This is a genomic window from Telluria sp. ZB4P36, assembly GCF_059685865.1.
In genome coordinates this window covers 88,591-112,398 of record NZ_JCASIE010000010.1, presented here as the reverse complement: position 1 = coordinate 112,398, position 23,808 = coordinate 88,591, and the positions used below count along the sequence as shown (strand labels likewise).

Here is a 23,808-nt window from a genome sequence, read left to right as displayed (position 1 = left end):
AATCGCAATGGGTACCGAAAAAATCGCAAATCGTCCGGGAATATTGAAATTGCGTGGCTCACGCGGCTACTCCAAACTGAGCAGCTTGAACACATACGACATCGGACCCGGACTCCATGACAAACCGCCGCAATCTGCTCAAATCCGCGCTGGCCGCCGGCGCGGCCGCGCATCTCGGCGCCGCGCGCGCCGACGCCGGCACGCCGCTGCTGCCCTGGAAACGGTCGCGCCACTATATCGACGAGTCCAAGCCTGAGCCCCTGGTCAAGGACAACGGCTTCCTGAAGCGCGCGCAGGATTTCACTCGTCCGCCGGGTTTCCAGGAAGCGCGCGCGGCCTTGCCCAAACCTTTCTGGGACGGGCACGACAGCGCCGTGGACGGCTACTGGAAGGCCTGGGAGCTCGCCTTCAGGAACACCAGGCAGGTCACTGCCGCCAACGGTTTCGTCTCGCCTTTCATCGACGCGGCTTTCAACAACAGCCTGTTCATGTGGGACGCCGTGTTCATCCTCATGTTCGCCCGCTACGGCGAGCGCGCATTCTCGTTCCAGCGCACGCTCGACAACTTCTACGCCAAACAGCACCACGACGGCTTCATTTGCCGGCAGATCAACCAGAAAACCGGTGCCGACGATTTCTCCGCGGCCGACCCGAACAGCACCGGGCCGAACCTGCTGCCTTGGTCCGAATGGGAGTACTACGAACAGTTCGGCGATCGCGAACGCCTGGCCGCGGTTTTCCCGGCGCTGCTCGCCTACTACCGCTGGTTCCGCAAGAACCGGACCTGGCAGAACGGCACCTACTGGGCTACCGGCTGGGCCTGCGGCATGGACAACCAGCCGCGCGTGTCGAAAGGCGCGAGTCCGGAGTTCGACCACGATCACATGAGCTGGGTCGATACCACGGCGCAGGCGGTGTTTGCCGCCAGGATCCTGCTGAAGATGGCCGCGGTGCTCGGGCGCCGGCATGAAGTCGGCGAGCTGGAGACGGAAGCACGGGCCCTGAGCGACTACATCAACCTGCACATGTGGGACGAACAGCTCGGCTTCTACGTCGACGTGCGGCGCGACGGCTCGCGCAGCAAATGCAAGTCGATCGCCGGTTACTGGGTGCTGGCGGCAGGCATTGCCCCGCCAAAGCGGCGCGCCCGCATGCTCGCCCACCTCACTGATCCGACCACCTTCGGACGTCCGCACCCGGTTCCGACTCTGTCCGCGGACGATCCGCAATACTAGGCGGAGACCGGCTCATACTGGCTGGGCTCGGTCTGGCCGTCCACCAACTACATGGTGCTGCGCGCCCTGTCCTCGCTGGGCGAACATGCGCTGGCGCACCGGCTCGGGAGCCGGCACCACGCGATGGTGACGACGGCGTACGAGCAGACCGGCACCTACTGGGAGAACTACCTGCCCGAGAAGGCGGGGCCGGGCAAGCCGGCCAAGGACGACTTCGTCGGCTGGGGAGGGGTGGGGCCGATCGCGGTGTTCCTCGAGTACGTACTCGGCCTGCGTCCCGATTTTTCGCGCCGGGTGCTGGTCTGGGACCTGCGCCTGCTCGAGGCGCACGGAGTCAGGGACTACCCGGTCGGTGGCGATACCCTGGTTCAGCTGTCGGCGAAAGCCCGTGCCCACGCCCGCGAGGTCCCCGAGGTCGTCATCAGTGCCAACCGTCCGCTTCAGGTGGAGCTCGTGTGGGAAGGCGGCCGCCGCACCATCCAGGCGAGCGCCTAGTCGCGCCAGGAACAGTCCGCTATGCCGCCGCGCTCGGCCAGTGCCAGCGCGGCGGCATAGCGCTCGCCGAGCGCACGCTGCGAAGCCGCGTCGAAGTGGATGGTGTCGGGAGCCGGGTTGCCCGACAGGCCTGCGCTGCCGGCGCAGCCGGCACGGCCCAGGCGCCGCGCCAGGGTGCGGTTGAGCGCGGCGAGTGCGGCCAGCTGCGCACTGGCGGCGATGCGGTCCGGCACGTACTGGCCGAGCACGAAGGGCGTGGCGGGGCCAGCGCCGTCGATGTGGCTGCGCAGGTAGCGCACCAGCGCCTCGAGCTCGGCGCGATATGCGTCCGGATGCAGGCCCGCGGCGGCATCCGTCTCTCCCTGGTGCCAGAGGATACCCGCGAAGCGTACTGGCGCACCGGTTGACCGCAGCGCATGCATGGCGGCGTTCGTCCGCCGCACGGCTTCGAGCGTCAGCGGGGACACCCGGTCGCCCGTGACGCGCCAGCTCCCATGCCGGTCGCCGAATCCGGTGCCGCCGAAGGCGGCCGGGACCAGCACGACGCGCATGCCAGGCAGGGTGCTGCGCAAGCGGCTGCGCCCGAAGGACAGGCCGGGGCCGACTGCGACCGGGCGGCTACCCAGGTCCTGGTGCGGCAAGGGCTCGCGCGCGGCCGCCAGGCGCCCGGCGGCGGGGTCCCAGGCCAGCAGCCGCGGATCGGTGGGCGCATTGGCCTGAGGGTCGGGTCCGAGTCCGCGTCCCGACATGTTCGACTGGCCCACCAGCAGGAAAACCTCGGCCGGGGCCGCGGCGCCATGCGGGGCCGGGCGCCCGCAGGATGCCAGCAGGACGGCCAGCACGAGCGTGACGCGGCGCCGCCCGTTCATGGCATGGACGGCGGCGGCGCGCTCCTGGTTCCCCATGCGGTCGGCGTGGTGCTCATCGTGAAATGCAGGTGCCGCGTCTTCTCCAGTTCGGCATGCCGCAGCCAGGAGAGCGCGTGCGGGCGGCCGTCCAGGGTAACGCCGGCCACGTAGATACCCTGGCCGCTGCGCGTGATCTCCAGCTTGCCGCGGCCAGGGCGGCGCACGCTGATTCTTTCGAATGCCGGCCCGTTCAGGAAGTAGACATCCTGGCCGGCATTCGGGAACAGGCCCAGCCTGCTCCACACGTAATAGGAAGACATGGCGCCGCTATCGTCGTCGCCTGGGTAGGCCTGCAGGGTGAACTTCTCGCCGGTGATGCGCGCCGTCCATTTGGCCGACAGGTCGGGGCGGTTAACGTAGTGGAACAGCTGCGGCACCAGGAACGAAGGCTCGTTGAAGGTATCGATCAGATTGTGCTCGAAAGCGTATTCGAGCCGCTCGGCGAAGCGCTGGGGGCCGCCCATGCGCTCGACCAGCGTTGCCACCTGGTGCGGAACGAAGTAGGAATAGGTCCAGGAATTCGACTCGTAGAAGTAAGGCTTCCATGAACCGCCGTAGACCTTGGTGTCGAAGTCGATCCAGCTGCCGTCCTCCTTGCGCGGCATGGTGAAGCCCTTGAAGCCGTCGCTGACGGTGTCCGGATTCCACAGCTGGGTCCACTGGCGCGAGCGCGCGCGCCAGCGCGCCGCGTCCTCGTGGCGGCCGAGGGATTCGGCCAGCGCGGCTGCGCCGAAGTCGTTATAGGCATACTCGAGCGACATCGAATTGGACATGATGCCGGCCGGGATCCAGCCCAGCCGGCGGTAGTCGCCGTCCTTGCCCGCGGCATCGAAATGGGCGCCGGTGCGGCGCCGGTCAGCGTTGTGCTTCATCACGGCGAAGGCCTGCTGCCAGTCGATGCCGGGAACCCGCTTGGCATGGGCATCGGCGATCACCATGTCGACGCCGTTGCCGCCCTGCTCGCGCGGCTGCGGCACGCCGGCGATGAAGGTGTCGGGTACGCTGCCGTCCACGGCCTGACGCGCAATGAAGGACTTGACGGTGTCGCGCACCACGTCGGGGCGGATCAGGGCGTACAGCGGATACAGGGTGCGCCAGGTGTCCCAGATGGCGTAATGGTCGTCCCACATCGGCGTCTTTTCCGGGAAGCGCTGGAACTCGCCGCTGCGCTCGCGCGGCATCACGTGGGTGTGGTACAGCGCCGTGTAGAAGATGGTGCGTGCGGCCTCGCTGCCGCCCGCGACGTCGATGGCCCCGAGCGCCTCGCGCCAGGACCTGGCCGCGGCGTCGCGCACCGCATCGTAGTCCCAGCCGGGGATGTCGGCGGCCAGCGAGGCGCGCGCCTTGTCCACGCTGTGGAAGGACACCGCGATCTTCATCTGCACCGGCTTGCCGTCGCGCGTGTCGAAGCGGGCCCAGGATCCCAGGTGTTCCAGCTTGCCGCTGCTGTCGATGCGGCGCGCGCCCGATTGGGTGGCGCCGTCGCGCCAGGTGCCGAAGGCGCTGGGGCTGCGGTCGGTCTCGGCATAGAAGTAGGCGCGGTAGGGGCCGCCGAAGCCGCCGGGAAAGTCGGCATGGCCCCACAGGCTGCGGCCGTCCGGCCCCAGTTCCAGGGTCGCCGGGACCGGCTTGCGGTACTGCTTGATCATCCACTTGTTGAGGTCGCCGGGGATGTGCTGGACCGCGTCGAAGACGATGTGCGCGTCTTCCGTTTTGGGGAAGCGGAAGCGGTAGATCGCCGCCCGCTTCGCCGGCGCGAGCTCGACGCCGATGTCCCAGCGCGCCAGGCGCACGCGGTACTGGTGCGCTTCGGGACGCTCGTCGGCCTTGGGCGAGTCGTGGCTATCGGGCTGGGTGGCCAGTCCGATCTGGGGCGAGACCAGGAAGTTGCCGTACTGGCCCCAGCCGGTGCCGCTGACGTGCAGCTGGCTGAAGCCCCGGATCGGCCGGTCGGGCTTGTAGCCGTCGTGGTCGCCGTCGGCGGTATCCGGGCTAGGATGGACCGAGCCGAAGGGCAGGGAGGGGCCGATGACCGTGGCGCCTTCGCCCAGTACGCCGATGCGGGTGTCGACATGGCGCAGGACGTCGGCATATGCCAGGCCGGCAGGCAGTGTCAGGGCTGCGGCAACACACAGGGATCGGTGCGCGCGCCACGCGTTGGCTCGGAGCGCAGCGTCGAGGCAGGGAATCGATTGGAGAACTAGGAACAGGATGGGGCGGTAGCTCATGGGATAACGGAGTCTCACGAAAGTGGATAATTCAATGATCGGATCGTCCCAGCCTGATCCATAGGAAATCGAGAGCGGAAGGAATATGAACGCGCAGCGCCCCATCCTTGACGCTTGCCGTGCCACGTCCATATATCATCCGGGCGCTGGTGACACGCTCCATGCCCAGTGTCGACAGGTCGAGCGAAAAGTTGGCGCTGGGATTGGCTTCGCGGAACACGATGAGATCGGCAGAGCGGGACCCGCTGAGCGACGCGAACCCGGTCCATGCAAGGGCATCGGGCACCTGGCCGATGGGTACGATGGTGCCTTTGTGGAGGCGCTCACGCTCGCGCTTCCAGCGGTCGACCAGCGGGCGCAGTTCACGGATCTGCTGGTCCGACAAACCGCTGGCTTCGAACCAGCCCAAGGGGCTGGCGATCATGGTGGTGGCGAACAGCGTGTCGATCCGGTAGCGGGACGGTGACAACGGATCGTCTGCGTAGTTGGCGGGCGCCCGCTGCTGGTTCAGAAATTCCACGCGCAGGCGCGGCGGATCGACATACTCGCTCAGCTGCCACAGGTTCTTCAGAGTCAGGTGCGGCCAATAGGATTGGAAGTCGGTATAACGGTTCGCCAAAAACAAGGTGCTGGAAAAATTTCCGAAGTAGCCGAGGCGCTTGCGCGCTGTAATGTCATAGTCGATGCCGATCTTGCCATCGCTACCGCGCGCCAGCAGGCTCAGCATGTCGTGCATGCGCTGCTCGGACTGGAGCGTGCCCAGCTGCGAAAAATCGAGCTTGAAGTGATGCACGCCGAGCGTGCGGTAAAGCTCAAGAATCTGCGCCGCATCCTTTTCCCAGAATGCGTGGTCTTGCGCCGCGTCCAGGCCATACCAGAGTGCCAGACGGGTGCCGGCGGGGCCGGCCTGGCGTGCCAGCGGCAGCAGTCCCTCTGGGAATTGCCGGGGGTCGGCATCCCAGAACGGTTCTGGATACGCCCAGAAACCGCCGGACGCGCTGACGGTCGGGTAGGGCCGGGTCCGTTTGGAGTTGCCGGTCCTGCCCCGCTGCCAGCCGTCGTCGATCGAGACGAAGTCGGCGCCGATGCGGCCGCCCGCCCGCAACTCGGCGGCGACGAATGCGCTGTCGACTTTACTGTCCTGGTTTCGGTCGCCCCACGTGCTGGTGATGAACTGACCGTCGATTCCCGGCTGCCACTCATGCAGGCGACGCTGGGTCTGCTGCAGGGCCTTTGCGCGCCCAAGCTTGCCGCCCTGGTAGCTCACTACCACCACCGGGTAGTTGTCGCGCCCCAGCTCGATCGATCGGCTCGCGCCTTCGATGCGGAAGTCGAAGCCGGCGCGCTGTCCGCGCGCATGCTCCAGCGGTGCCATCTTCATCCAAAGCAGCCCCGCGCCTGTAACGGGGCTGTCCACGTGAAGAATGTTGGAATGAATGGCGAACGGTTCTTCGCGCGGCCACAGGGTCCAGCTTCGCGGCTGCACCAGCTCGTTCTTCCGATCGCTCTGGTCCATCAACAGCGGCGCATTGGCGATCCAGTGTGGACCTTTCAAATGCCACAGCGCGGCAGGATCGCGCTTCTCGACGCGCAAGCCGGCCTGGCTGGTCTCGATCTCGGTCGCGGCGATACGGGCGTCGGCGGCGGTAGCCGATGCCGGCGCCGCGCCGGCGCGTTGCATTACCACGGCGGGAGCATGTTCGAACAGGCGCAGCTTGATTACATCGGCGGTGTTGGGCAGGGTGACGGTGAGCTGCAAGCTTGGCGCTTCCCAGGCATATGCCCTGGACGTCGACGAGACAACGCGCAGATAGCCGGGCGGCACTGTATTGGTAGCGCTGGCGGTCGGCGTGGCCAGTAAGGATCCGCCGGCCCCCGCTTGAAAGGAGACGGGCACCAGCGCGCTGCCGCGCAGTTCGAAACGCATCGACATTGCGCTGTTTGCCAATTCCAGCCATTGTCCGGTCCAACGTGCCGACGCCGTGCCCAGTGTGGCGCGTTGCTCGGCCGCTTGCGCGCTGGCGGCAGCTTCGTCGGCAAGCGCCGGATGGACAGGGGCCAGCAGCATCAGGGCCGTCATGATGATGCCGCCAAGCGCACGCCTGGCCGTCGTTGACTTCTTCATATCTCCATGTCCGCATATACGGCCGAGTCGGCGCTCGCGCCATCATAGCGGGGGGGCCTGGGCCGGAGCAATTGTGATATTTCCAGCTTGGTTCAGGTTTTTCCGGCGTCCTCCGTCGACTCCGCAGGCTCGCGGTGGTGGCCGCGCATCCAACGGTTCAGGCCCGGGTGCGCAGCGAAATTGCGAAAAATCAGTTAAGATATCTTATAACATATTGAGCGGCACGCGCCCGCTGCGTAGCCGGCCATACATAACAATATCGGGAGATCTATGTTGCACCGACTATTACTTTCCGTCATCTTCGCCGCTGGCGATGGCGCGCAGGCGGTGGTCACCATCAGATAGACGGGCAGCCGGCTGCGGCGGCAGAACAAACCAGATACAAGGAGTCAAGCAATGCATATCACGGGTGAGATGACGATCGGCGGGCAGTGCGTCCGTGGTGCCGGGGGCGAGCAATTCGCCGTCCACCCGGCAACCGGGGCCATCCTGGCTCCGGCCTTCGGCCAGGCCACCAGCGCGGACGTCGAACGGGCCTGCGCACTGGCGGCAGCGGCGTTCGACCCGTACCGCGCGCTGCCGCTGGAGCAGCGCGCCCGCTTCCTCGAAGCCGTCGGCGACGCCCTGCTCGTCCGCGGCAAGGCCCTCGTCGAGCGCGCCGGGCAGGAAACCGCGCTGCCGACGGCGCGCCTGGAAGGAGAGCTGGCGCGCACCGTCAACCAGCTGCGGCTGTTCGCGAAAGTCGTGCGCGACGGTCATTTTCTGGGAGCGAGGCTGGACGGCTCGATACCCGGGCGGACCCCACCACGGCCCGACCTACGATTGTGCAAGATCGGCCTCGGCCCGGTCGCCGTCTTTGGGGCCAGCAATTTTCCGCTGGCGTTCTCGGTTGCCGGCGGCGATACCGCGGCGGCGCTGGCCGCCGGCTGCCCGGTGGTGGTCAAGGCGCACGGCGCCCACCCGGGCACTTCCGAGCTGGCCGCGCGCGCGGTCCAGCATGCGGTGCGGCAGTGCTGCTTGCCGGAAGGCGTGTTCTCGATGCTGCATGGGGATGGCCCCGGCATTGGCCAGCAGTTGGTCAGGCATACGGCCATCAAGGCGGTCGGCTTCACCGGTTCGCGCCAGGGCGGCACCGCCTTGATGCGCAGCGCCGCTGCGCGCCCGGAACCGATTCCGGTATATGCCGAAATGAGCAGCGTGAACCCGGTGTTCCTGCTGCCCGCTGCGCTCGAACAGGGCGGTGCCGCGCTGGCGCTGGCCTTCGTCGACTCGCTCACGCTGGGCGTCGGCCAGTTCTGCACCAACCCCGGCTTGCTGCTGGCGCTCGATGGCCCGCCGCTGGACGACTTCATGCGCGCCGCCGCCCACGCGCTGGAATACAAGGGTGCGGGCACCATGCTCAGCGCCGGCATCCACCAGGCCTACGGCGCCGGCCTGGCGCGCCTTGGCGCGGCCAGCGGGGTGACGCCGGCGGCGCTGGGAGCGGCTGCCGGTGACGGCGCGGGCTGCGCCGCCCAGGCCGCCCTGTTCACCTGCGACGTGAGGACCTTCCTTGCCAGCCCGGACCTGCAGGACGAAGTCTTCGGTCCATGCGCCCTGGTGGTGCGCTGCGCCGGTCAGACACAGCTGCTGCAGGCCGCCGAGGCGCTGCAGGGCCAGCTGACCGCCGCCGTGCATGCGCAGGCAGCCGACCACGCCCTGGCCGGCGCGCTGCTGCCGGTCCTCGAGCGCAAGGCGGGGAGGGTGCTGTTCAACGGATTCCCCACCGGCGTGGAAGTGGCGCACGCGATGGTGCATGGCGGCCCCTTCCCGGCCAGTAGCGACAGTCGCAGCACGTCGGTGGGCGCGCTGGCGATCGAGCGCTTCCTGCGCCCGGTGTGCTACCAGGGTGTGCCCGGCGAGCTGCTGCCGTCCGCCCTGCGCGAGCACAATCCGCTCCGGCTGGTGCGCATGCTCGATGGCGAGCTGCGGGGTGCGGCATGAGCCGGTCGCCCGTTTCCAGCAAGGGCATCGAGGTACTGAGCGCGGTCCCGGCCCAAGTAGGCGAGGGCGCGGTCTGGTGCATGCGCAGCCAGCGCCTGCTCTGGGTCGACGCCTGGGCCAACAGCGTGCTGCGCTTCGATCCTGCAAGCAGCCGGATGGAAAGCTGGGTGCTGCCACAGCGCACCGGCTGCGTCGCGCCGGCCGCTGACGGCGCCATCCTGATCGGGCTGGAAAGCGGTTTTTGGCGGCTCGACCCCGCCAGCGGGGAGTCCCACGAACTATGCCGCCTGGAGCATGCCGCCAACAACCGCTGCAACGACAGCACCGTCGACACAAGCGGGCGCTTCTGGTGCGGCAGCATGAACATGGCTGGCCTTAAGGGACCGCGCACGGGAGAGCTGTTCGGCTGGGATGGGCGCGGCGCAGCCGTGCGCCATGTGCCCGGCCTCGGGCTCTCCAATGGCCTGGCCTGCAGCCCCGACGGGCGCAACCTGTACCTGGCCGATTCGCATCCCGAGGTCAACCGGGTCTGGCGCTTCGACCTCGATCCCGGCACCGGGGCCCTGTCGAACCGCTTCCTGTTCATGGATGGCGGTGCGCTGCCCGGCCGGCCCGACGGCGCGACGGTCGACGCCGACGGCTGCTACTGGATCGCCGCGGTCGACGGCTGGGCGGTGCTGCGCATCACCCCGGACGGGCGCATCGACCGCCGGATCGACCTGCCGGTGTCCAAACCGAGCAAGGTCGCGATCGGCGGCAAGGACCTGGATACCCTCTTCATCACCAGCATCAGCGCCACGCTCGGCGAGGCGCAGCGCGCCGCCGAACCGCTCGCCGGCCACCTCCTCGCCATGTACGTCGGGCCGATCGGGGTGGCAGGGGCCGAGGTGCGCCTCGTCGCCTGAGTCCTGCCGAAACGCCTGCACAATCTGCTTGCGTGTTTTAAGTTATCTGATATCATAAATCAAAATTGCAGCCGGACTCGAGAAACGTGCAGCGTTCCGCCGGCGCTTCGACAGGAGACAGCCATGAACCGCCCCTCATACCCGCCCGCGCCCGCCTGATCCCCGGCGCATTGCGCCCTTTCCCTTGCAAGAGCCGCGCGGCGTACCCGCGCCGCTTCGCCGTATCCCATGCACGTGTATGGAGCTGAAATGAACGAACCGACCCGATCCCGCATTGCCCTGCTGTTCAATGCCCACCGGAGCCACGATCGCGACGTGATTGCCGGCGTGGCCGAATACAAGCGTCTCCACCAGCTCGACTGGGACCTGTGCCTCGAGGACGAGCTGCGCGGCGACCCGGTCGCGCTCGGACGGTGGCAGGGCAGCGGCATCATCGCCGATGCCGACGATCCCCGCATGGCCAGCGCGCTCGTGCGCTGCCGCGCACATTGCCCGGTGGTCGGTGTCGGAGGCTCCTATGCCAGCCAGGCCGACTATCCGGCCGACCTGCCCTACGTCGCCACCGACAACGAAGCCGTCATCCGGCTGGCCCATGAACACCTGATCGACGCCGGCGTGAGCAGCTTCGCGCTGTACAGCCTGCCGGCCGCGCCCGGCCGGCGCTGGGCACTGGAGCGCGAACGGGCGTTTGCGCGCCGCATGCGGCGTGACCATGCCGAGCCGGTGATCTACCGCGGCCACGACAGCGGCATCGGTGGACGCGAGCAGGACATGGACGAACTGGTCGCCTGGCTGCACACCCTTCCGCGCCCGGTGGGCATCATCGCGGTCACCGATGCCCGTGCGCGCCATCTGGTCCAGGCCTGTGCGATCGCGGGCTTGAACGTATCGGAGGACGTGGCCATCATCGGCATCGACAACGATCCGCTGGAGCGGGCGCTCGCCCAGATCCCGCTCAGTTCGGTCATCCAGGGCGGCGAAGCGATGGGGCAGGCGGCGGCCCGCCTGCTGCACCGCGCGCTGCAAGGGCAGTACCTCGGTGCGGAACGAGTGCTGGTGCCCCCGGTGGGCGTCAACGTCCAGGCGTCGTGTGCGCGCGCCGCCGGACGCCACCCGCAAATCACGCGCGCCCTGCATTTCATCCGCCAACAGGCGCGGCGCGGCATCAAGTCCGAGCAGGTGGCCGACTACGTCGGCGTATGCCGCTCGGGCCTGGATGCGACCTTCCGTCGTGAGCTGGGACGCAGCGTGCATGAAGAGATCCTCGGCTACAAGCTGGAGCAGGCCAAGCGCTACCTGGCCAGCGGTACCTGGAAGATCGCCGACGTGGCGCAGCACTGCGGCTTTACCTCGGTCCAGTACCTGTACACCGTGTTCGCACGCGAGGTCGGCTGCACCCCGCGGGAGTACCAGAAGCAGTACGCCAAGCCCGGCATCTCCTTCCACGGCGTGCCCGAGCGGCACGCCGCCCCGCCGCGCGGCCTGGCGGCATGACGGGTACATGCATAAACGATCGCAAGGAGCACAATTGATGGACCGACGCCAATTCTTCCATGCCGGCACCGCCGCCGGCCTAGCCGCCGCATTGCCCGCGGCGGCCTCCGGCGCCGCGTTCGCGTCGCGCCGTCCGCCCCTTGGCGAGCGCCGCTTCACCAGCGCTGCAGTGGAGCAGACCATCGCCCGCGCCACCGCGCGGATTGCGGACCCGGAACTGTCCTGGCTGTTCGCCAACTGCTTTCCCAACACCCTCGACACGACGGTGTTTACCGGCAGCCTCGACGGCCGGCCGGACACCTACGTCATCACCGGCGACATCGATGCGATGTGGCTGCGCGACTCGGCGGCCCAGGTCTGGCCCTACCTGCCGCTGATGCGGCAGGATCCGGCGCTGCGCCGGATGGTGCTCGGGCTGGTCTACCGGCAGGCGCACTGCGTGCGCATCGACCCCTATGCCAATGCCTTCTACCGCGACGGCCACAAGGTCTCGCATCACAAGGACGACAAGACCGACATGCATCCCGGCGTCCACGAGCGCAAGTGGGAAGTCGACTCCCTGTGCTACGTGATGCGCCTCGCGCATGGCTACTGGAAGCACAGTGGCGACCTGTCCTTCGTTGCCGACGCGGGTTGGCTGGACGCGATGCGCCTGATCCTGCGCACCTTCCGCGAGCAGCAGCGCCGCACTGACGATGGACCGTATGTGTTCCGGCGCCGTACCGACTATCCTCACGACACCGCGGCGGGATGGGGGCGAGGCTGGCCGGTGCGGCCCTGCGGCATGATTGCGTCGGTGTTCCGGCCGTCGGATGACGGCACGGTCTTTCCCTTCCTGGTGCCGGCCAACTATTTTGCGGTGTCGGCGCTGCGCCAGCTGGCCGAACTGCTGCGCGCGGCGCAAGATCGTTCCGGCCTGGGGGCCGACGCGCTCGCGCTGGCGCACGAGGTGGAAGAAGGTTTGCGTCAGCATGCGACGGTCGAGCATCCGAAATTCGGCCGTATCCTCGCTTACGAAGTCGACGGCTTCGGCTCGCAGCTCCTGATCGACGATTCCAACATACCCAGCTTGCTGGCGCTTCCCTACCTGGGAGCACTCGACCGGCGCTCTCCGCTGTACCAGCGCACCCGCCGCTTCCTGCTCACGCCCGGCGCCCATCCCTATATGGTAGCGGGAAGGGCGGCCGCCGGAATCACCGGTCCGCACGCCGGGCGCAACATGATCTGGCCGATGAGCATCATGGCGCGCGCCTTCACCGCCAGCGATGCGGGCGAGGTGCGCGACTGCCTGCGGGTCTTGCGCGACACCCACGCGGATACCGGTTTCATGCACGAGGCCTTCGACAAGGACGACCCGGCCCGCTTCACCCGTAAATGGTTCGCCTGGGCCAATTCGCTGTTCGGCGAACTGGTGCTGCGGGTGCTGGACGAACGTCCGGCCCTGCTGGCCGCTCCGCTTGGTGCGGCGCGTGCCGCCGGTGGGCAGGGAGCCACGGCATGAGCGCCGTCCTGCGGCGGGTCCTGAGCGGCGCGGCGGCGCTCGCGCTGGGGGCGGCGGCGATGGCGGCAGGCGCTGCCGAGGCGCCGGTGTGTCCGGCCACGCCGGCGCAGGCAGGCTTGATGACGCATGCCGTCGGCAGCAGCATGCGCATGGTGGCGGACCAGGGGGCGCTGCACCGCTTCTTCGACACGTCCCCGATCAGTCCTTCCGGGCGTTACCTTGCGCTGACCCGCTTCCATGACGAGAGCCGCTCGGTGGCGCCGGGCGACCGTGCCGACATCGTGCTGGTCGACCTGAAAACTGGCAAGGAGCGCAAGCTTGGCGAGACCCGCGGCTTCGAACTGCAGCTCGGCAGCCAGCTGCAGTGGGGCGCCAGCGACCGCGAGCTGTTCTACAACGACGTCGATACCCGCAGCTGGACCTCCTACGCAGTCCGCCTCGATCCGTTCAGCGGCAAGCGGCGCCGGATCGACGGTCCCCTGTTCATGCTGTCGCGGGATGGCAAGCGCATGGCCGGCCACAAGATGGAGACGGCGCGCTTCGCGCAGGTCGGGTATGGCGTGGTCGTCCCTGACGGCGGCGTCACGCGCAAGACCGGCCTCGACGTGCCCGAGCACGGGGTATGGATCACCGAGGTCGGGTCAGGCAAGCGCCGCCTGGTCGTAACGCCGCGCCAGCTGGTCGAGCAGAGCCTGCCGAAACTGCAGGTCGAGCGGCCCGAGGCGCACGAGTTCTACGTGTTCCAGACCAAGTGGAATCCCCAGGGCACCCGCCTGCTGCTGTCCTTCCAGTGGCATGTTCCCGGCGGCGACCGGCGCCGTGCCGCGCTCACCATGAAGCCGGACGGCAGCGATATCCGCACCGCCATCACGCCGGAGCAATGGGCAAGGGGCGGCCATCACATCAACTGGATGCCGGATGGCGAACGCATCTCGATGAACCTGAACGTCGACGACGAGCCGGGGGTGGAACTGGTGTCGGTGCGCTACGACGGCAGCGGGCTCGAAGTCATGTACGACCCCGGCTCGGGACATCCGTCCATGCACCCGGGCGGACTGCCCCTCATGGTCACGGACGCCTATCCCGGTGAACCGGTCACCAAGGGCAACGGGGTGGTGCCGATCCGCCTGATCAATCTCGCCGACCGCAGCGAAACCCAGGTCGCCGAGATCTTCGTGTCCCAGGCCGGCGGCGAGTTCCGCATCGACCCGCATCCCGCCTGGGACCGCAGCGGCCGTTACGTGGTCGTCAACGGCTTTGCCGGCTGCCGCCGCAACGTCTGGCTGATCGACCTGTCGCAAGAGGTGGCGCGCGTTACCGGCTCCACGAAATCCGAGGTCCGGCGCTAGGCGCCGGTGCGGTATGCACGCCGCTTTGTGGTTTTTTTCACAGCTGTCTGCCGATGCGAAAATACGTAATAGAAAGAGACCTGATATCTGATATTATTTTTTTCAGTGGCATTACATAACAAATCAAGAATCGATCAGGAGACAAGTATGCGGAGCTTACGAAAGAAAATGTTGTGTGCGGCAGTCGCCAGCGCGTGCACGGCGATGGCGCTGCCCGCCTGGGCGCAGAACGCACCGCAAGCGCCTTCCGAAGCGGAGACGAAGACGGAGCCGGCGTTGCAGACCGTGTTGGTCAGCGGCTTCCGCTCCAGCCTGGAGAAGGCGTTGGACCTGAAGCGCTCGCAGGTGGGCCAGCGCGACTCGATCGTGGCCGAGGATATCGGCAAGTTCCCGGAGCAGAACGTGGCCGACGCCATGGCGCGGCTGCCGGGCGTCGAAGTGGTCAAGGATGGCGCCAGCAACGAAGGCCAGCGTATCCAGCTGCGCGGCCTGCCCTCGGAATATACGGTCACCACCTTCAACGGCGCCCCTGTGCGCGCCACCTCGGCCGGCGGCATCGGCGGCTCGACCCGCGATTTCAACTACGACGTGTTCCCCTCCGAGCTGTTCGGCCGGGTCGACGTCTACAAGACACCGTTGGCGGAGCTGGAAGAGGGCGGCGTGGCCGGTGTGGTCGACATGCAGACCCCGCGACCCTTCGATCGCAAGGGACGCGTGATCCGTTACGGCGTGACCGCCACCTACAACACGCGCAGCAAGGGTACGTCACCGCGTGCCAACGTGCTGTTCAGCAATACCTGGGGCCAGTGGGGCTTCCTGACCAGTATTGCCAGCAACCGCACGCATAATGCGAATGCGGGCTTCCAGTCCACCGGCACCTATGCCAGCTACAACCAGCGTTTCACGTCGGGTAACTTCCCGTATGCCTGGAACCTGGCAGACCCGCGGGCGAAGCTGGGCAATCTGACCGCCGCCCAGCTGTACGACGCGAACCTCCCGCGCCTGCTCCGCATGACCGCCACCGACAACCGGCGCGACCGCATCGGGGTGGCCAACTCGCTGCAGTTCAAGGGCGACCGGCTCGAGGCGAGCTGGGACTCGATGTATTCGAAGCTGGACGACGATACCAAGAACAATTACCTGAACTTCGTTACGAACGGCAGCACAGGGGCACGCGCCCTGGTGCCGATCGACGTCTCGATCGACGGGAGCAACAACATCCAGGGCACGATCGGCAACTATGCCATCGGCACCAATACGGTGCTGGGCCTGTCCCAGACGAAATTCGTCTACAACGCGCTTAATGCGCGCTACCGCGTCAGCGACAAGCTGCGCCTGACCGGCTCCTTCGCGATCAACCAGAGCCGTGCCTGGCGCAACGGCACCACCGTGTCGCTGGACGGGCTCGATGCGGCCTGGCGCCATACGCTCACCTTCAACACGACCCGGGACCCGATGTTCCCGGACGTGAAAACCGACCGCGACCTGCTCGATCCGCGCATCTACAGCGCCATGACCTACAGCGGCAACTATCAGACCGAGGTCGACAAGCAGAAGACCTTCCGCCTGGGCCTGCAGTACGACTACGACTTCTGGGGCATCGACGGGCGTTTCAAGACCGGCGTGAGCCAGGTCGAGAGCACCAAGATCGCCAACCAGTACTTGCCGGGCAACCTGCTCAATGACCGGCGCCTCGCCGACGGCACCCTGTATTCGGCCGCCACGCCCGAAGCGAGGATCGCCTACGCCCGCCAGTTCCTGACACCGAACGACCTGACCAACATCGAACTCGGCGGCAACATGCCGCGCGACTGGCTCACGGTCGACCGCAACTTCATCTACAACACACTGGGCGCGCTGGGCGCCAACATGGCATCCGCGCCGAACAAAGGCGGCACCTTCACCGCGGTGGAAACCGTGCGCGCCTTCTACATCCAGTCCGACTTCGAGAAAGAAGTGTTCGGCCGGCCGTTGCGCGCCAATGCCGGCGTGCGCTATGTGAGAACCGATTCCGACGTCGACAACTTCCGCATCACCCCGGCTGGCCACGTACCCGACCATCTGGAAGGCAGCTACAGCAACGTCCTGCCTTCGGCCAGCGTGTCGTATGACCTGACCCGTGACCTGGTGCTCCGCAGCTCGGTCGGCAAGACCATCAAGCGCAGCTCGATCTCCGCCATCGCACGCTCGATCAACGTGCCCAACGGCGGCGACCTGGTGGTCCAGATCGGCAACCCGGAGCTCAAGCCGGAAAGCTCGACCAACATGGACGCCAGCATCGAGTGGTACTTCGAGAAAGGCGCGGTACTGGCGCTGTCGGGCTTCCGCAAGAACATCAAGGACCGCCCGACCACGACCTCGACCTTTGCTCCGTTCAATACGCTCGGCATTCCGGTCAACCTGTTCACGGCGGGCGGCGTCGCGCTGCTGACGGCGAATCCGGAATCGCCGGTCGAAGTCCGCTTTGCCAAGAACGCGGAAGCCTTCGACATCCGGGGCCTGGAACTCACGCACCAGCAGAACTACCGTTTCCTGCCTTACCCTTTCAGCAACTTCGGTTCGATCCTGAGCCTGACCAGCATCGAGACCGCCGGGGTCAAGCGGACCTACAACAATATTGTGTACGAACTGCCGATCGTGCCCAAGCGCACTCTGGCGGCGACCATCTACTACGAAGACGGCCCCTTCGCTTTCCGCACCTCGTACAACCGCAAGAGCGAGTTCGCGAACTTCAGCAATACCGCCCTCAATCCACTGGGCTACCAGCGCTGGCACAACAAGCGCGGCTTCCTGGATGCGTCGATCAGTTACAAATTCAACAAATTTGTCGAGCTGCGCCTGGACGCGACCAATCTGACCGATACCCGCAGCTACGAGTTCCTGCGTCATTTCGAGGGACGCAACGGCGACGAGCATTCGCGCCTGGAAGGCGCGAACCTGCCGGGCCGTAATTATTCGCTGACCATGCGCGGCGCATTCTGATGCCATCGCAGCGCGACGCAGCCACCATGAACCCCAAGGACAGGAACATGCACATCTTCGACTCCATCCCGCGCAGCGTGCTGCGCGCCACCACCCTTGCCGCCCTGGCGGCGCTGAGCGCCTGCGGCGGCGGCAGCGACGACGCGCCGCCGTTCGAATCGAAGCCGATCACGGTCAGCGGCACGGTCGCTACCAGCACCGCGGCCACCCCCGCGGTGACCGCGCTGTCGGTCCCGGTCACGATCGACTGCCGCAACGGCCACGGCACCGCGATGAGCGATGCCAACGGCAACTACACGGTGACCACCACCGGGCTGACCTCGGGACCTTGCGTGCTGACGGCCACCATCGTCAGCGGCGTCACCGCCACGGTGCTGCGCTCGGTCGCCCCGGGCGATGGCAGCCGCGCCAACATCACGCCGCTGACCGAGATGCTGACACAGTACGTCTGGGCGCAGACCGGCTTCGTGTTCCCGGTCGGCCAGAACAATTATGCGACCCAGGCGCCGACCGCCCTGGCGGAACTGAACCGTTTCCGCGACCTGATGGCGTCGCAGCAGCTGCGTGAGGCGTCAATTGCCCGGGTGGTGGCCGTGGTCCAGGCCAACCAGGCGGCGCCCACGGTGGCCGTGCCGGCCGACTTCCTGACCGGTCAGCTGGTAGCAAAGACCGCCTCCGCGGCGGGCAATGCGCAAAGCCAGGTGTTCGAACAGCTGCGCGTCAAGTCGCTGACGCCGCAGCCGGGCCAGACCGCAGCCACCGTAATCACCGCCGCCGGCTTGCCGAGCGCGCAGATCCTGGCGCGCCTCGATGCCGACGCCAAGACCCGCCTGCTGCCCTAGGTCTTTCGATTGACGAACCTCTCTTGCCCGTCCATGCGAGTGGACGGGTTTTTTTGCGAAAAACGGAACAGGAAAGGCCGCTGCGGGCCGCCAAGGTAAGCCGCTCAGCGCCGGGGTTCGGCGCGCCGCATGGTTGCGTTGACGACCGCATCGACGGCGTCGAAGTGCGACTCGATCGCTTCCCGGGCACGGTCGCGCTTGCCGCTCTTGATCGCCTCGAACAGCTCGACGTGGCGGCGGAAGCTCACGGCGGGGTCGCGCGAAGGCTGGGCCGCGATGATGTGGCGGTTGATGCGCTCGATCGTGGTCTTGAGCGCGTCCTGCAGGAAGGTGTAGAAACGGTTGTGCGATGCCGCCACCAGGGCAGCGTGGAACTCGACGTGGGCCGGAACCCAACGGTCGTAATCCGATTGATGGCGCTCCAGGATCTCGATCAGCCTGCCAAGGCGCTCGATGTCCTCGGCGGTGGCGCGCTCGGTTGCCAGCAGCATGCTTTCGATCTCGAGGCCGCGGCGCAGTTCGATCGCTTCGCGCAGGCTGTCGTCGCCGGCATTGACGGCGAAGTGGAAGAAGTTCACCAGCGGCATCGAATTCATCTTGCTGACCGTCGGCGGCTTGCCATGGGAAATCTCGATGGCGCCGATCGCGGCAAGGTGCTTGAGCGCTTCGCGCACGCTCGGTTTGCTGACGTTGAACAGGCGCGCCAGTTCGGCTTCGGGGGGCAGGTGGTCGCCCGGCGTGTAGCGTCCGGTGACGAGCCAGGATGTGATCTCGTCGGTCACCTGCTGGGTCAGCGACCGGCGCGGCTCGTGGGCCACAGCGATGGTCTCCATGTTGTTTCCTTCAACTGTTAAGATATGTGATATGATAAAACGTGTTCGGATGCTGCATGGTAGCGCTTACTCACCCCCGGAGCAATCTGCGCAGCGAAATACCGAAGCCAATGTAAGAACGGAAAAATAGGCGGCCATGAAAATTACCGAGATCAAGACCTTCCTGATGCAGGCAGGGTCGCCCAAAGAAACGGCTTGGTCGGCCAAAGGCATCAGCAGCGAAGGCACGCGCAATTGGCTGTTCGTCAAGGTCTATACCGACGCCGGCGTTACCGGCCTCGGCGAATGCAGCGGCTGGCCGCGTGTCGCCGAAGCGGCGGTCAAGGACCTTGCCCCTATCTTGGTCGGCGAGGATCCCACCCACATCGAGCGGCTCTGGCAACGGATGCATACGGCGCTCATGGGACACGGCCAGAGCGGCGTGGTCGGTCACGGCGCGATGTCGGGGCTCGACATGGCGCTGTGGGACATCAAGGGCAAGGTGCTCGATACCCCGGTCTGGAACCTACTGGGGGGCAAGATGCGCGACCGGGTGCGCGCGTATTCGCACGCCAGCACGGTGGCCAGCGCTCAAAGCCTGGTTGCGCGCGGTTATACCGCGATCAAGACGGGCGGCGTGGCTGACCCCCTGGGCAAGCTGGCCGAGCTGCGTGCCGCGCTTGGCGCCGAGATCGACCTGGCGGTCGACCTGCATGGCCCGCCATGGCTGACGGCGCCGGACGCGATCGCGCTGTGCCGCGAGATGGAGCAGTTCCACCCCCTGTTCGTAGAAGAGCCGGTGGCGCCGGAGGCGCTGGACGCGCTGCGCCGCGTGCGTGCGTCGACCAGCGTGCCGCTGGCTGCCGGCGAGCGCCTAGCCGGCCTGTACGGCGCGCGCAGCCTGATCACCGAAGGACTAGTCGACATCATCCAGCCCGATACCGGACGCGCCGGCGGGCTCACCCAGCTCAAGAAGATCGCGGCGCTGGCCGAAGCCCATTTCGTTACCGTCGCGCCGCATGCCGGCACCCTGGGCCCGGTGGCCGAATATGCCGCGCTGCATTTCTTGGCCTCGATCCCGAACGCGCTGATCCTGGAGCGCTTCGAGGACGACTGGCCGGGCAAGCAGGCCGTGCTGAGCCATTCCCTGGAATGCGTGGACGGTTACCTGACCGTACCCGACCGTCCGGGGCTGGGCGTGGACATCGACGAGGATTTCGTGGCGGGCAACCCGAGCCTGCGCAACTGTCGCCTGCCGATCACCGAAGGAGGCGGGGCCTATGCGCCCGGCACCGAAGCGGAAGCCGTGTATTTCCAGTCCCGCCAAGGGCGTCACCATTATTTCAAACCAAGCTGAGGCGTAACATGAATTATTCCAAGGAGACCCTGGCGCGCCTGGGGACCGCCAGTACCGCGACCCTGACCTCGCTGCTGTACAAGCGCGGCCTGCGCAACGTGTTCATCCAGGGCGCGAAGCCGTTGAAACCGGGACAGCGCCTGCTCGGGCCGGCCTTCACGTTGCGCTACATCCCGTCGCGCGAAGACCTCGATCCGATCACCGTGTTCCGCGACCCCCAGCATCCGCAGCGCGTTGCGGTCGAGACCATCCCGCCCGGCGCGGTGCTGGTCATGGACTGCCGCGGCGACACCAGCGTGGCCTCGGCCGGCAGCATACTGGCCACCCGCATGCAGGTGCGCGGCGCGGCCGGCATCGTGACCGACGGCGGCCTGCGCGACGCCGCGGGCATCGCGGCGCTTGACATGCCTTCGTACTGCTCGGGCGCCTCGGCCCCGACCAACCTGATCCGCCACCACGCGGTCGACCTGAACCTGCCGATCGCCTGCGGCGGGGTGCCGGTCTATCCAGGCGACCTGATGCTGGGCGACGACGACGGCGTGGTCTGTATCCCCGCCCACCTGGTCGAGGAACTGGCCGCCGAAGCGGCCGAGATGGAACGCTTCGAGACCTTCGTGCTGGAAGAGGTGCGGGAAGGCCGCAGCATCATCGGCCTGTATCCGGCCACCGACCCCGACACGACCGTGCGCTACCAAGCCTGGCTGCGTGCGCGCGGCGAGGCCGTCGCGGCCTGACGGGAAGCCGCAATGGCCCACCTCAATTCAACGCCGGCGGCGGGCCTGGCGGCCGCACCCGGCGCCGCAGCCGATACCCCGGAGGTCGATACCGTCCCGTTCAAGGCCTGGATCATCCTCGGCCTGCTGACGCTCGAGAGCATCATCGGGATCATCGACCGCCAGTCGATCTCCGCTCTCAAAACCACCTTGATGGCGGAGTTCAATACCGACAATGCCGGCTATTCGATGCTGGTGAACGCCTTCCTGATCCCGTATGCGCTGTTCTATCCGATCTGCGGCGCCCTGACCGACAAGTACGGCACCCGCCGCACCCTGTCGGCCTTTGTCATCATCTGGTCCAGCGCCACGCTGCTGTGCGGGATCGCGCGCTCGCTGGAGGAGATGATCGTGTACCGCGCCATTATCGGCGCCGCCGAGGCCGGCCTGTTGCCGGCCTCGCTGATGGCGCTGGTGATCTGGTTCCCCAAGGCGAAGATCGGCACTGCCGGCTCGCTGCGCAGCGCGCTGCAGTCTGTCGGCCCGATCATCTGCACCCCGCTGGTGGTCTGGATCACCCTGCAGACCAGCTGGCACTATGCCTTCATCCTGCCTGGCCTGATCGGCATCTTCTTCGGTGTCGCCTGGTTCATCGCCGACCGCAATCCGCCGGCCTACCGCGATCGTGCGGCCGCGCCCAAGATCAAGACACGGGCGCTCGACATCCTGCGCCACCCAGCCCTGTGGGGCGTGCTGCTGGCGCGGGTGGTCTCGGATCCGCTGTGGTTCTTCCTGAACTACTGGCAGGCCGGCTACCTGCAGGAGAAGATGGGCCTGACCCTGAAGCAGGTCGGCTACCTGCTGTGGATAGCGCCGCTGTCGGCCTCGCTCGTGATGGTCGCCGTGGGCATCTTTTCGGACCGGCTGGTGCGTGCGGGATGGTCGCCGGTGCGCAGCCGCATGCGCATCATGCAGTGCACCGCCGTGCTGGCCCCGGCGATCTTCCTGGTGCCGCACGTCAGCAGCCTGCCGCTGGTGATCGCACTGCTGGCGCTGGGTTACTTCATTGCCTACCTGTGGCTGGTCATGAGCAACATCATGGTCACCGACCTGTTCCGCGACAAGGGTGTCGGCGTGGCCGTCGGGCTGGTGAATGCCTGCGGCACCGTGGGCGCGTCGATCTTCACCACCTATGTCGGCGTCACCCTCGACCTGGTCGGCTATATCCCTGTGTTCCTGGCGTTGGCCTGCATGCATCCGCTGGCCGCCGTAATCCTGCAGCTCGCCTATGGAAGGCGAATAGCGGCCGAGGCCAAGGCCGCGGCATAAGAAAAGGGGCGCCTCGGCGCCCCTTGTTCCTTCTACCTGCGCCTGCGTCGATCAACGCGGCGCGCGAGGCGCCATCGGCACCAGGGATTTGTCCGCGATCAGCACCGGGCCGTCGAACAGCGGGATGTTCGTGAATACTGCGCGTCCTTCCTGCATCGACCATTCGCCGCGCGGGATCTCGTACACCTTGCCGCTGATAACGTCGACGTAGACCGGCTGCTCGAAGCGTGCATTGGCCAGGCCGATGCGGTAGCCCTTCTTGGCCAGCTCGCTGCCTGGGATGACGTCCGCCAGCCACAGCGTGTACACGTCCTTGCCGGTGGCACCGTGGCGGTAGCCGTAGGCGGCGACCAGGCGGTCGGTGGACACCGTCATCAAGACCTGCTTCGGGTCGGCAGGCACCAGCTTGTCGTTGTACACGTGCCGGATATCGGGCAGGCGGCGCAGGCTGTCGTCAAAGATCGCAGTGACCGTCTGCACGGCGCGGTAGGCGGCCTTCGGGCGCAGGGCGCGTTTGGTGGAATCGGACTTGATCAGTCCCTTGGTGTTGAGGGTGTTGATCGGGCCCTTGGTATAGGCGATCTCGATGATGGTGAACACGCTCGACTCGATGTCGTGTCCGAGGTCGCCCAGCATGCGGCGCGTGCTCCACTTGGCCTGGGCGATCTCGGACCAGGCCCAGTCGCCCAGCGCGCCCCCGCTGTAGGGCACCGACGGAGCGCCATTCTCGCCCTGGCGCAAGGGCATGCCGGGCGCATACTTGTGCAGGATCGCGCGCAGCTTTTCCACCTTCGGGTAGTGCTGGTCGGGGTTGTAGGCGTAGTCGTGGTAGGTGATGTTGTCGAACAGCTTGAGCTGGCCGCGCGCGGCGAGGGCCTTGAAGAAGCGCTCGGCGTAGTCGTAGTCGATGTGGCCCAGCGCCAGGCCGGAGATGCGCGCCTTGGGCTGCAGCTTGCGGATGATGGCGGCGCTGCGCGCCGACAGTGCTGCGAAGTCTTCCGGCGTGTTATAGCTGTTGTCGCCGAAGTTCGGTTCGTTCCAGACTTCCCATTCGTCGACGCGGTCGCGGTAGCGCGTCACCAGCGCCGTCACCCAGCGGTCCCAGGCCGCCAGTGCGGCAGGAGAGCTGGGTACGCCGGCAGACAGGTTGGTTCCCCCACCGCCCGGATAGATCGCATTCCCGTACGACAGCTGCAGCCAGGGCGCCAGGCCGCGCGAGGCGGCGTCGTCGACGATGTGGTCGAGCCATGCCCAGTCGTATTCGCCGGGTTTCCTTTCGGTCTTGGCCCAGCCGGCCTGCATGCGCAGGCGGCGTATGCCGAGCGGTACCAGGTAATCCTTGTAGGCGTCGTAGTCGGCGAAGTCGCGGTCCAGGGTTTCGCAGCCGAGCAGCCAGTTGCTGCGGGTGCCCGCATGTGCGGGGCGCGGGGCGACCTCGCCGATTTCCGGCAGGACGCTGTTCCCCTGCTGGGCAAGGGCGGGCGCGGCCGCGAGTGCGGCGGGCAGGGTGGAGAGGGCCAGCAAGAGGGTTCGTCGGGCAGGAATCATGC

Annotated in this window: 15 protein-coding genes and 1 pseudogene; 11 read left to right on the top strand and 5 right to left on the bottom strand. The window is 66.9% G+C overall.

Annotation, left to right across the window (positions count from 1 at the left end; translation table 11 throughout):
• Window positions 1–116 precede the first annotated feature (116 nt).
• Window positions 117–1,730: pseudogene (locus AC56LK_RS14640) on the top strand (MGH1-like glycoside hydrolase domain-containing protein).
• Here the strand turns inward: AC56LK_RS14640 and AC56LK_RS14635 are convergent.
• The 3 genes from AC56LK_RS14635 to AC56LK_RS14625 are packed head-to-tail and all read right to left on the bottom strand — an operon-like array spanning window position 1,727 to window position 6,991.
• Window positions 1,727–2,635 (bottom strand): sialate O-acetylesterase, encoded by a 909-nt coding sequence (locus AC56LK_RS14635; protein ID WP_497185224.1) that lies wholly within the window; start codon window positions 2,633–2,635, stop codon window positions 1,727–1,729. The pseudogene AC56LK_RS14640 and the gene AC56LK_RS14635 overlap by 4 nt on opposite strands.
• On the bottom strand, window positions 2,596–4,866 hold the full coding sequence (locus AC56LK_RS14630; protein ID WP_497185223.1) for a GH92 family glycosyl hydrolase: 2,271 nt from the start codon (window positions 4,864–4,866) through the stop codon (window positions 2,596–2,598). The genes AC56LK_RS14635 and AC56LK_RS14630 overlap by 40 nt, the downstream gene beginning before the upstream one ends.
• Window positions 4,867–4,897: 31 nt before the next feature.
• Window positions 4,898–6,991 (bottom strand): alpha-galactosidase, encoded by a 2,094-nt coding sequence (locus tag AC56LK_RS14625; RefSeq protein WP_497185222.1) that lies wholly within the window; start codon window positions 6,989–6,991, stop codon window positions 4,898–4,900.
• 396 nt (window positions 6,992–7,387) lie between these two features.
• On the opposite strand from AC56LK_RS14625, the gene AC56LK_RS14620 reads away from it, so the two are divergent.
• The 7 genes from AC56LK_RS14620 (at window position 7,388) to AC56LK_RS14590 (ending at window position 18,047) form a co-directional block, all read left to right on the top strand.
• Window positions 7,388–8,974 (top strand): aldehyde dehydrogenase (NADP(+)), encoded by a 1,587-nt coding sequence (locus tag AC56LK_RS14620; protein ID WP_497185221.1) that lies wholly within the window; start codon window positions 7,388–7,390, stop codon window positions 8,972–8,974.
• Window positions 8,971–9,879 carry an SMP-30/gluconolactonase/LRE family protein gene (locus AC56LK_RS14615; RefSeq protein ID WP_497185220.1) on the top strand — a complete coding sequence of 303 codons (909 nt, stop codon included), beginning with the start codon at window positions 8,971–8,973 and terminating at the stop codon, window positions 9,877–9,879. Before AC56LK_RS14620 ends, AC56LK_RS14615 begins: the two co-directional genes overlap by 4 nt.
• 249 nt (window positions 9,880–10,128) lie before the next feature.
• Window positions 10,129–11,373 (top strand): XylR family transcriptional regulator, encoded by a 1,245-nt coding sequence (locus AC56LK_RS14610; RefSeq protein ID WP_497185219.1) that lies wholly within the window; start codon window positions 10,129–10,131, stop codon window positions 11,371–11,373.
• A 37-nt stretch (window positions 11,374–11,410) separates the two neighbouring features.
• On the top strand, window positions 11,411–12,874 hold the full coding sequence (locus AC56LK_RS14605; protein ID WP_497185218.1) for a glycoside hydrolase family 125 protein: 1,464 nt from the start codon (window positions 11,411–11,413) through the stop codon (window positions 12,872–12,874).
• On the top strand, window positions 12,871–14,223 hold the full coding sequence (locus AC56LK_RS14600; RefSeq protein ID WP_497185217.1) for a TolB-like translocation protein: 1,353 nt from the start codon (window positions 12,871–12,873) through the stop codon (window positions 14,221–14,223). Before AC56LK_RS14605 ends, AC56LK_RS14600 begins: the two co-directional genes overlap by 4 nt.
• Before the next feature lie 147 nt (window positions 14,224–14,370).
• Window positions 14,371–17,205 carry a TonB-dependent receptor gene (locus AC56LK_RS14595; protein WP_497185216.1) on the top strand — a complete coding sequence of 945 codons (2,835 nt, stop codon included), beginning with the start codon at window positions 14,371–14,373 and terminating at the stop codon, window positions 17,203–17,205.
• Window positions 17,206–17,252: 47 nt separating this feature from the next.
• The gene (locus AC56LK_RS14590) at window positions 17,253–18,047 is read left to right on the top strand and encodes a hypothetical protein (RefSeq protein ID WP_497185215.1); all 795 of its coding nucleotides are present in this window, start codon (window positions 17,253–17,255) and stop codon (window positions 18,045–18,047) included.
• Window positions 18,048–18,151: 104 nt separating this feature from the next.
• On the opposite strand, the gene AC56LK_RS14585 is transcribed toward AC56LK_RS14590, so the two are convergent.
• Window positions 18,152–18,880, bottom strand: a complete 729-nt coding sequence (locus AC56LK_RS14585) for a FadR/GntR family transcriptional regulator (RefSeq protein ID WP_497185214.1) — start codon at window positions 18,878–18,880, stop codon at window positions 18,152–18,154.
• A gap of 136 nt (window positions 18,881–19,016) precedes the next feature.
• On the opposite strand from AC56LK_RS14585, the gene AC56LK_RS14580 reads away from it, so the two are divergent.
• From AC56LK_RS14580 to AC56LK_RS14570, 3 genes are read left to right on the top strand one after another with little or no spacing between them, the layout of a single operon-like run.
• The gene (locus AC56LK_RS14580; RefSeq protein WP_497185213.1) at window positions 19,017–20,216 is read left to right on the top strand and encodes a mandelate racemase/muconate lactonizing enzyme family protein; all 1,200 of its coding nucleotides are present in this window, start codon (window positions 19,017–19,019) and stop codon (window positions 20,214–20,216) included.
• 8 nt (window positions 20,217–20,224) lie between these two features.
• Window positions 20,225–20,950, top strand: a complete 726-nt coding sequence (locus AC56LK_RS14575; RefSeq protein WP_497185212.1) for a ribonuclease activity regulator RraA — start codon at window positions 20,225–20,227, stop codon at window positions 20,948–20,950.
• Window positions 20,951–20,962: 12 nt separating this feature from the next.
• Window positions 20,963–22,258, top strand: coding sequence for an MFS transporter (locus AC56LK_RS14570; RefSeq protein ID WP_497185211.1), 1,296 nt, complete (start codon window positions 20,963–20,965; stop codon window positions 22,256–22,258).
• 51 nt (window positions 22,259–22,309) lie between these two features.
• Here the strand turns inward: AC56LK_RS14570 and AC56LK_RS14565 are convergent, their stop codons facing one another.
• Window positions 22,310–23,806 (bottom strand): GH39 family glycosyl hydrolase, encoded by a 1,497-nt coding sequence (locus tag AC56LK_RS14565; protein WP_497185210.1) that lies wholly within the window; start codon window positions 23,804–23,806, stop codon window positions 22,310–22,312.
• Between the last annotated feature and the right edge of the window lie 2 nt (window positions 23,807–23,808).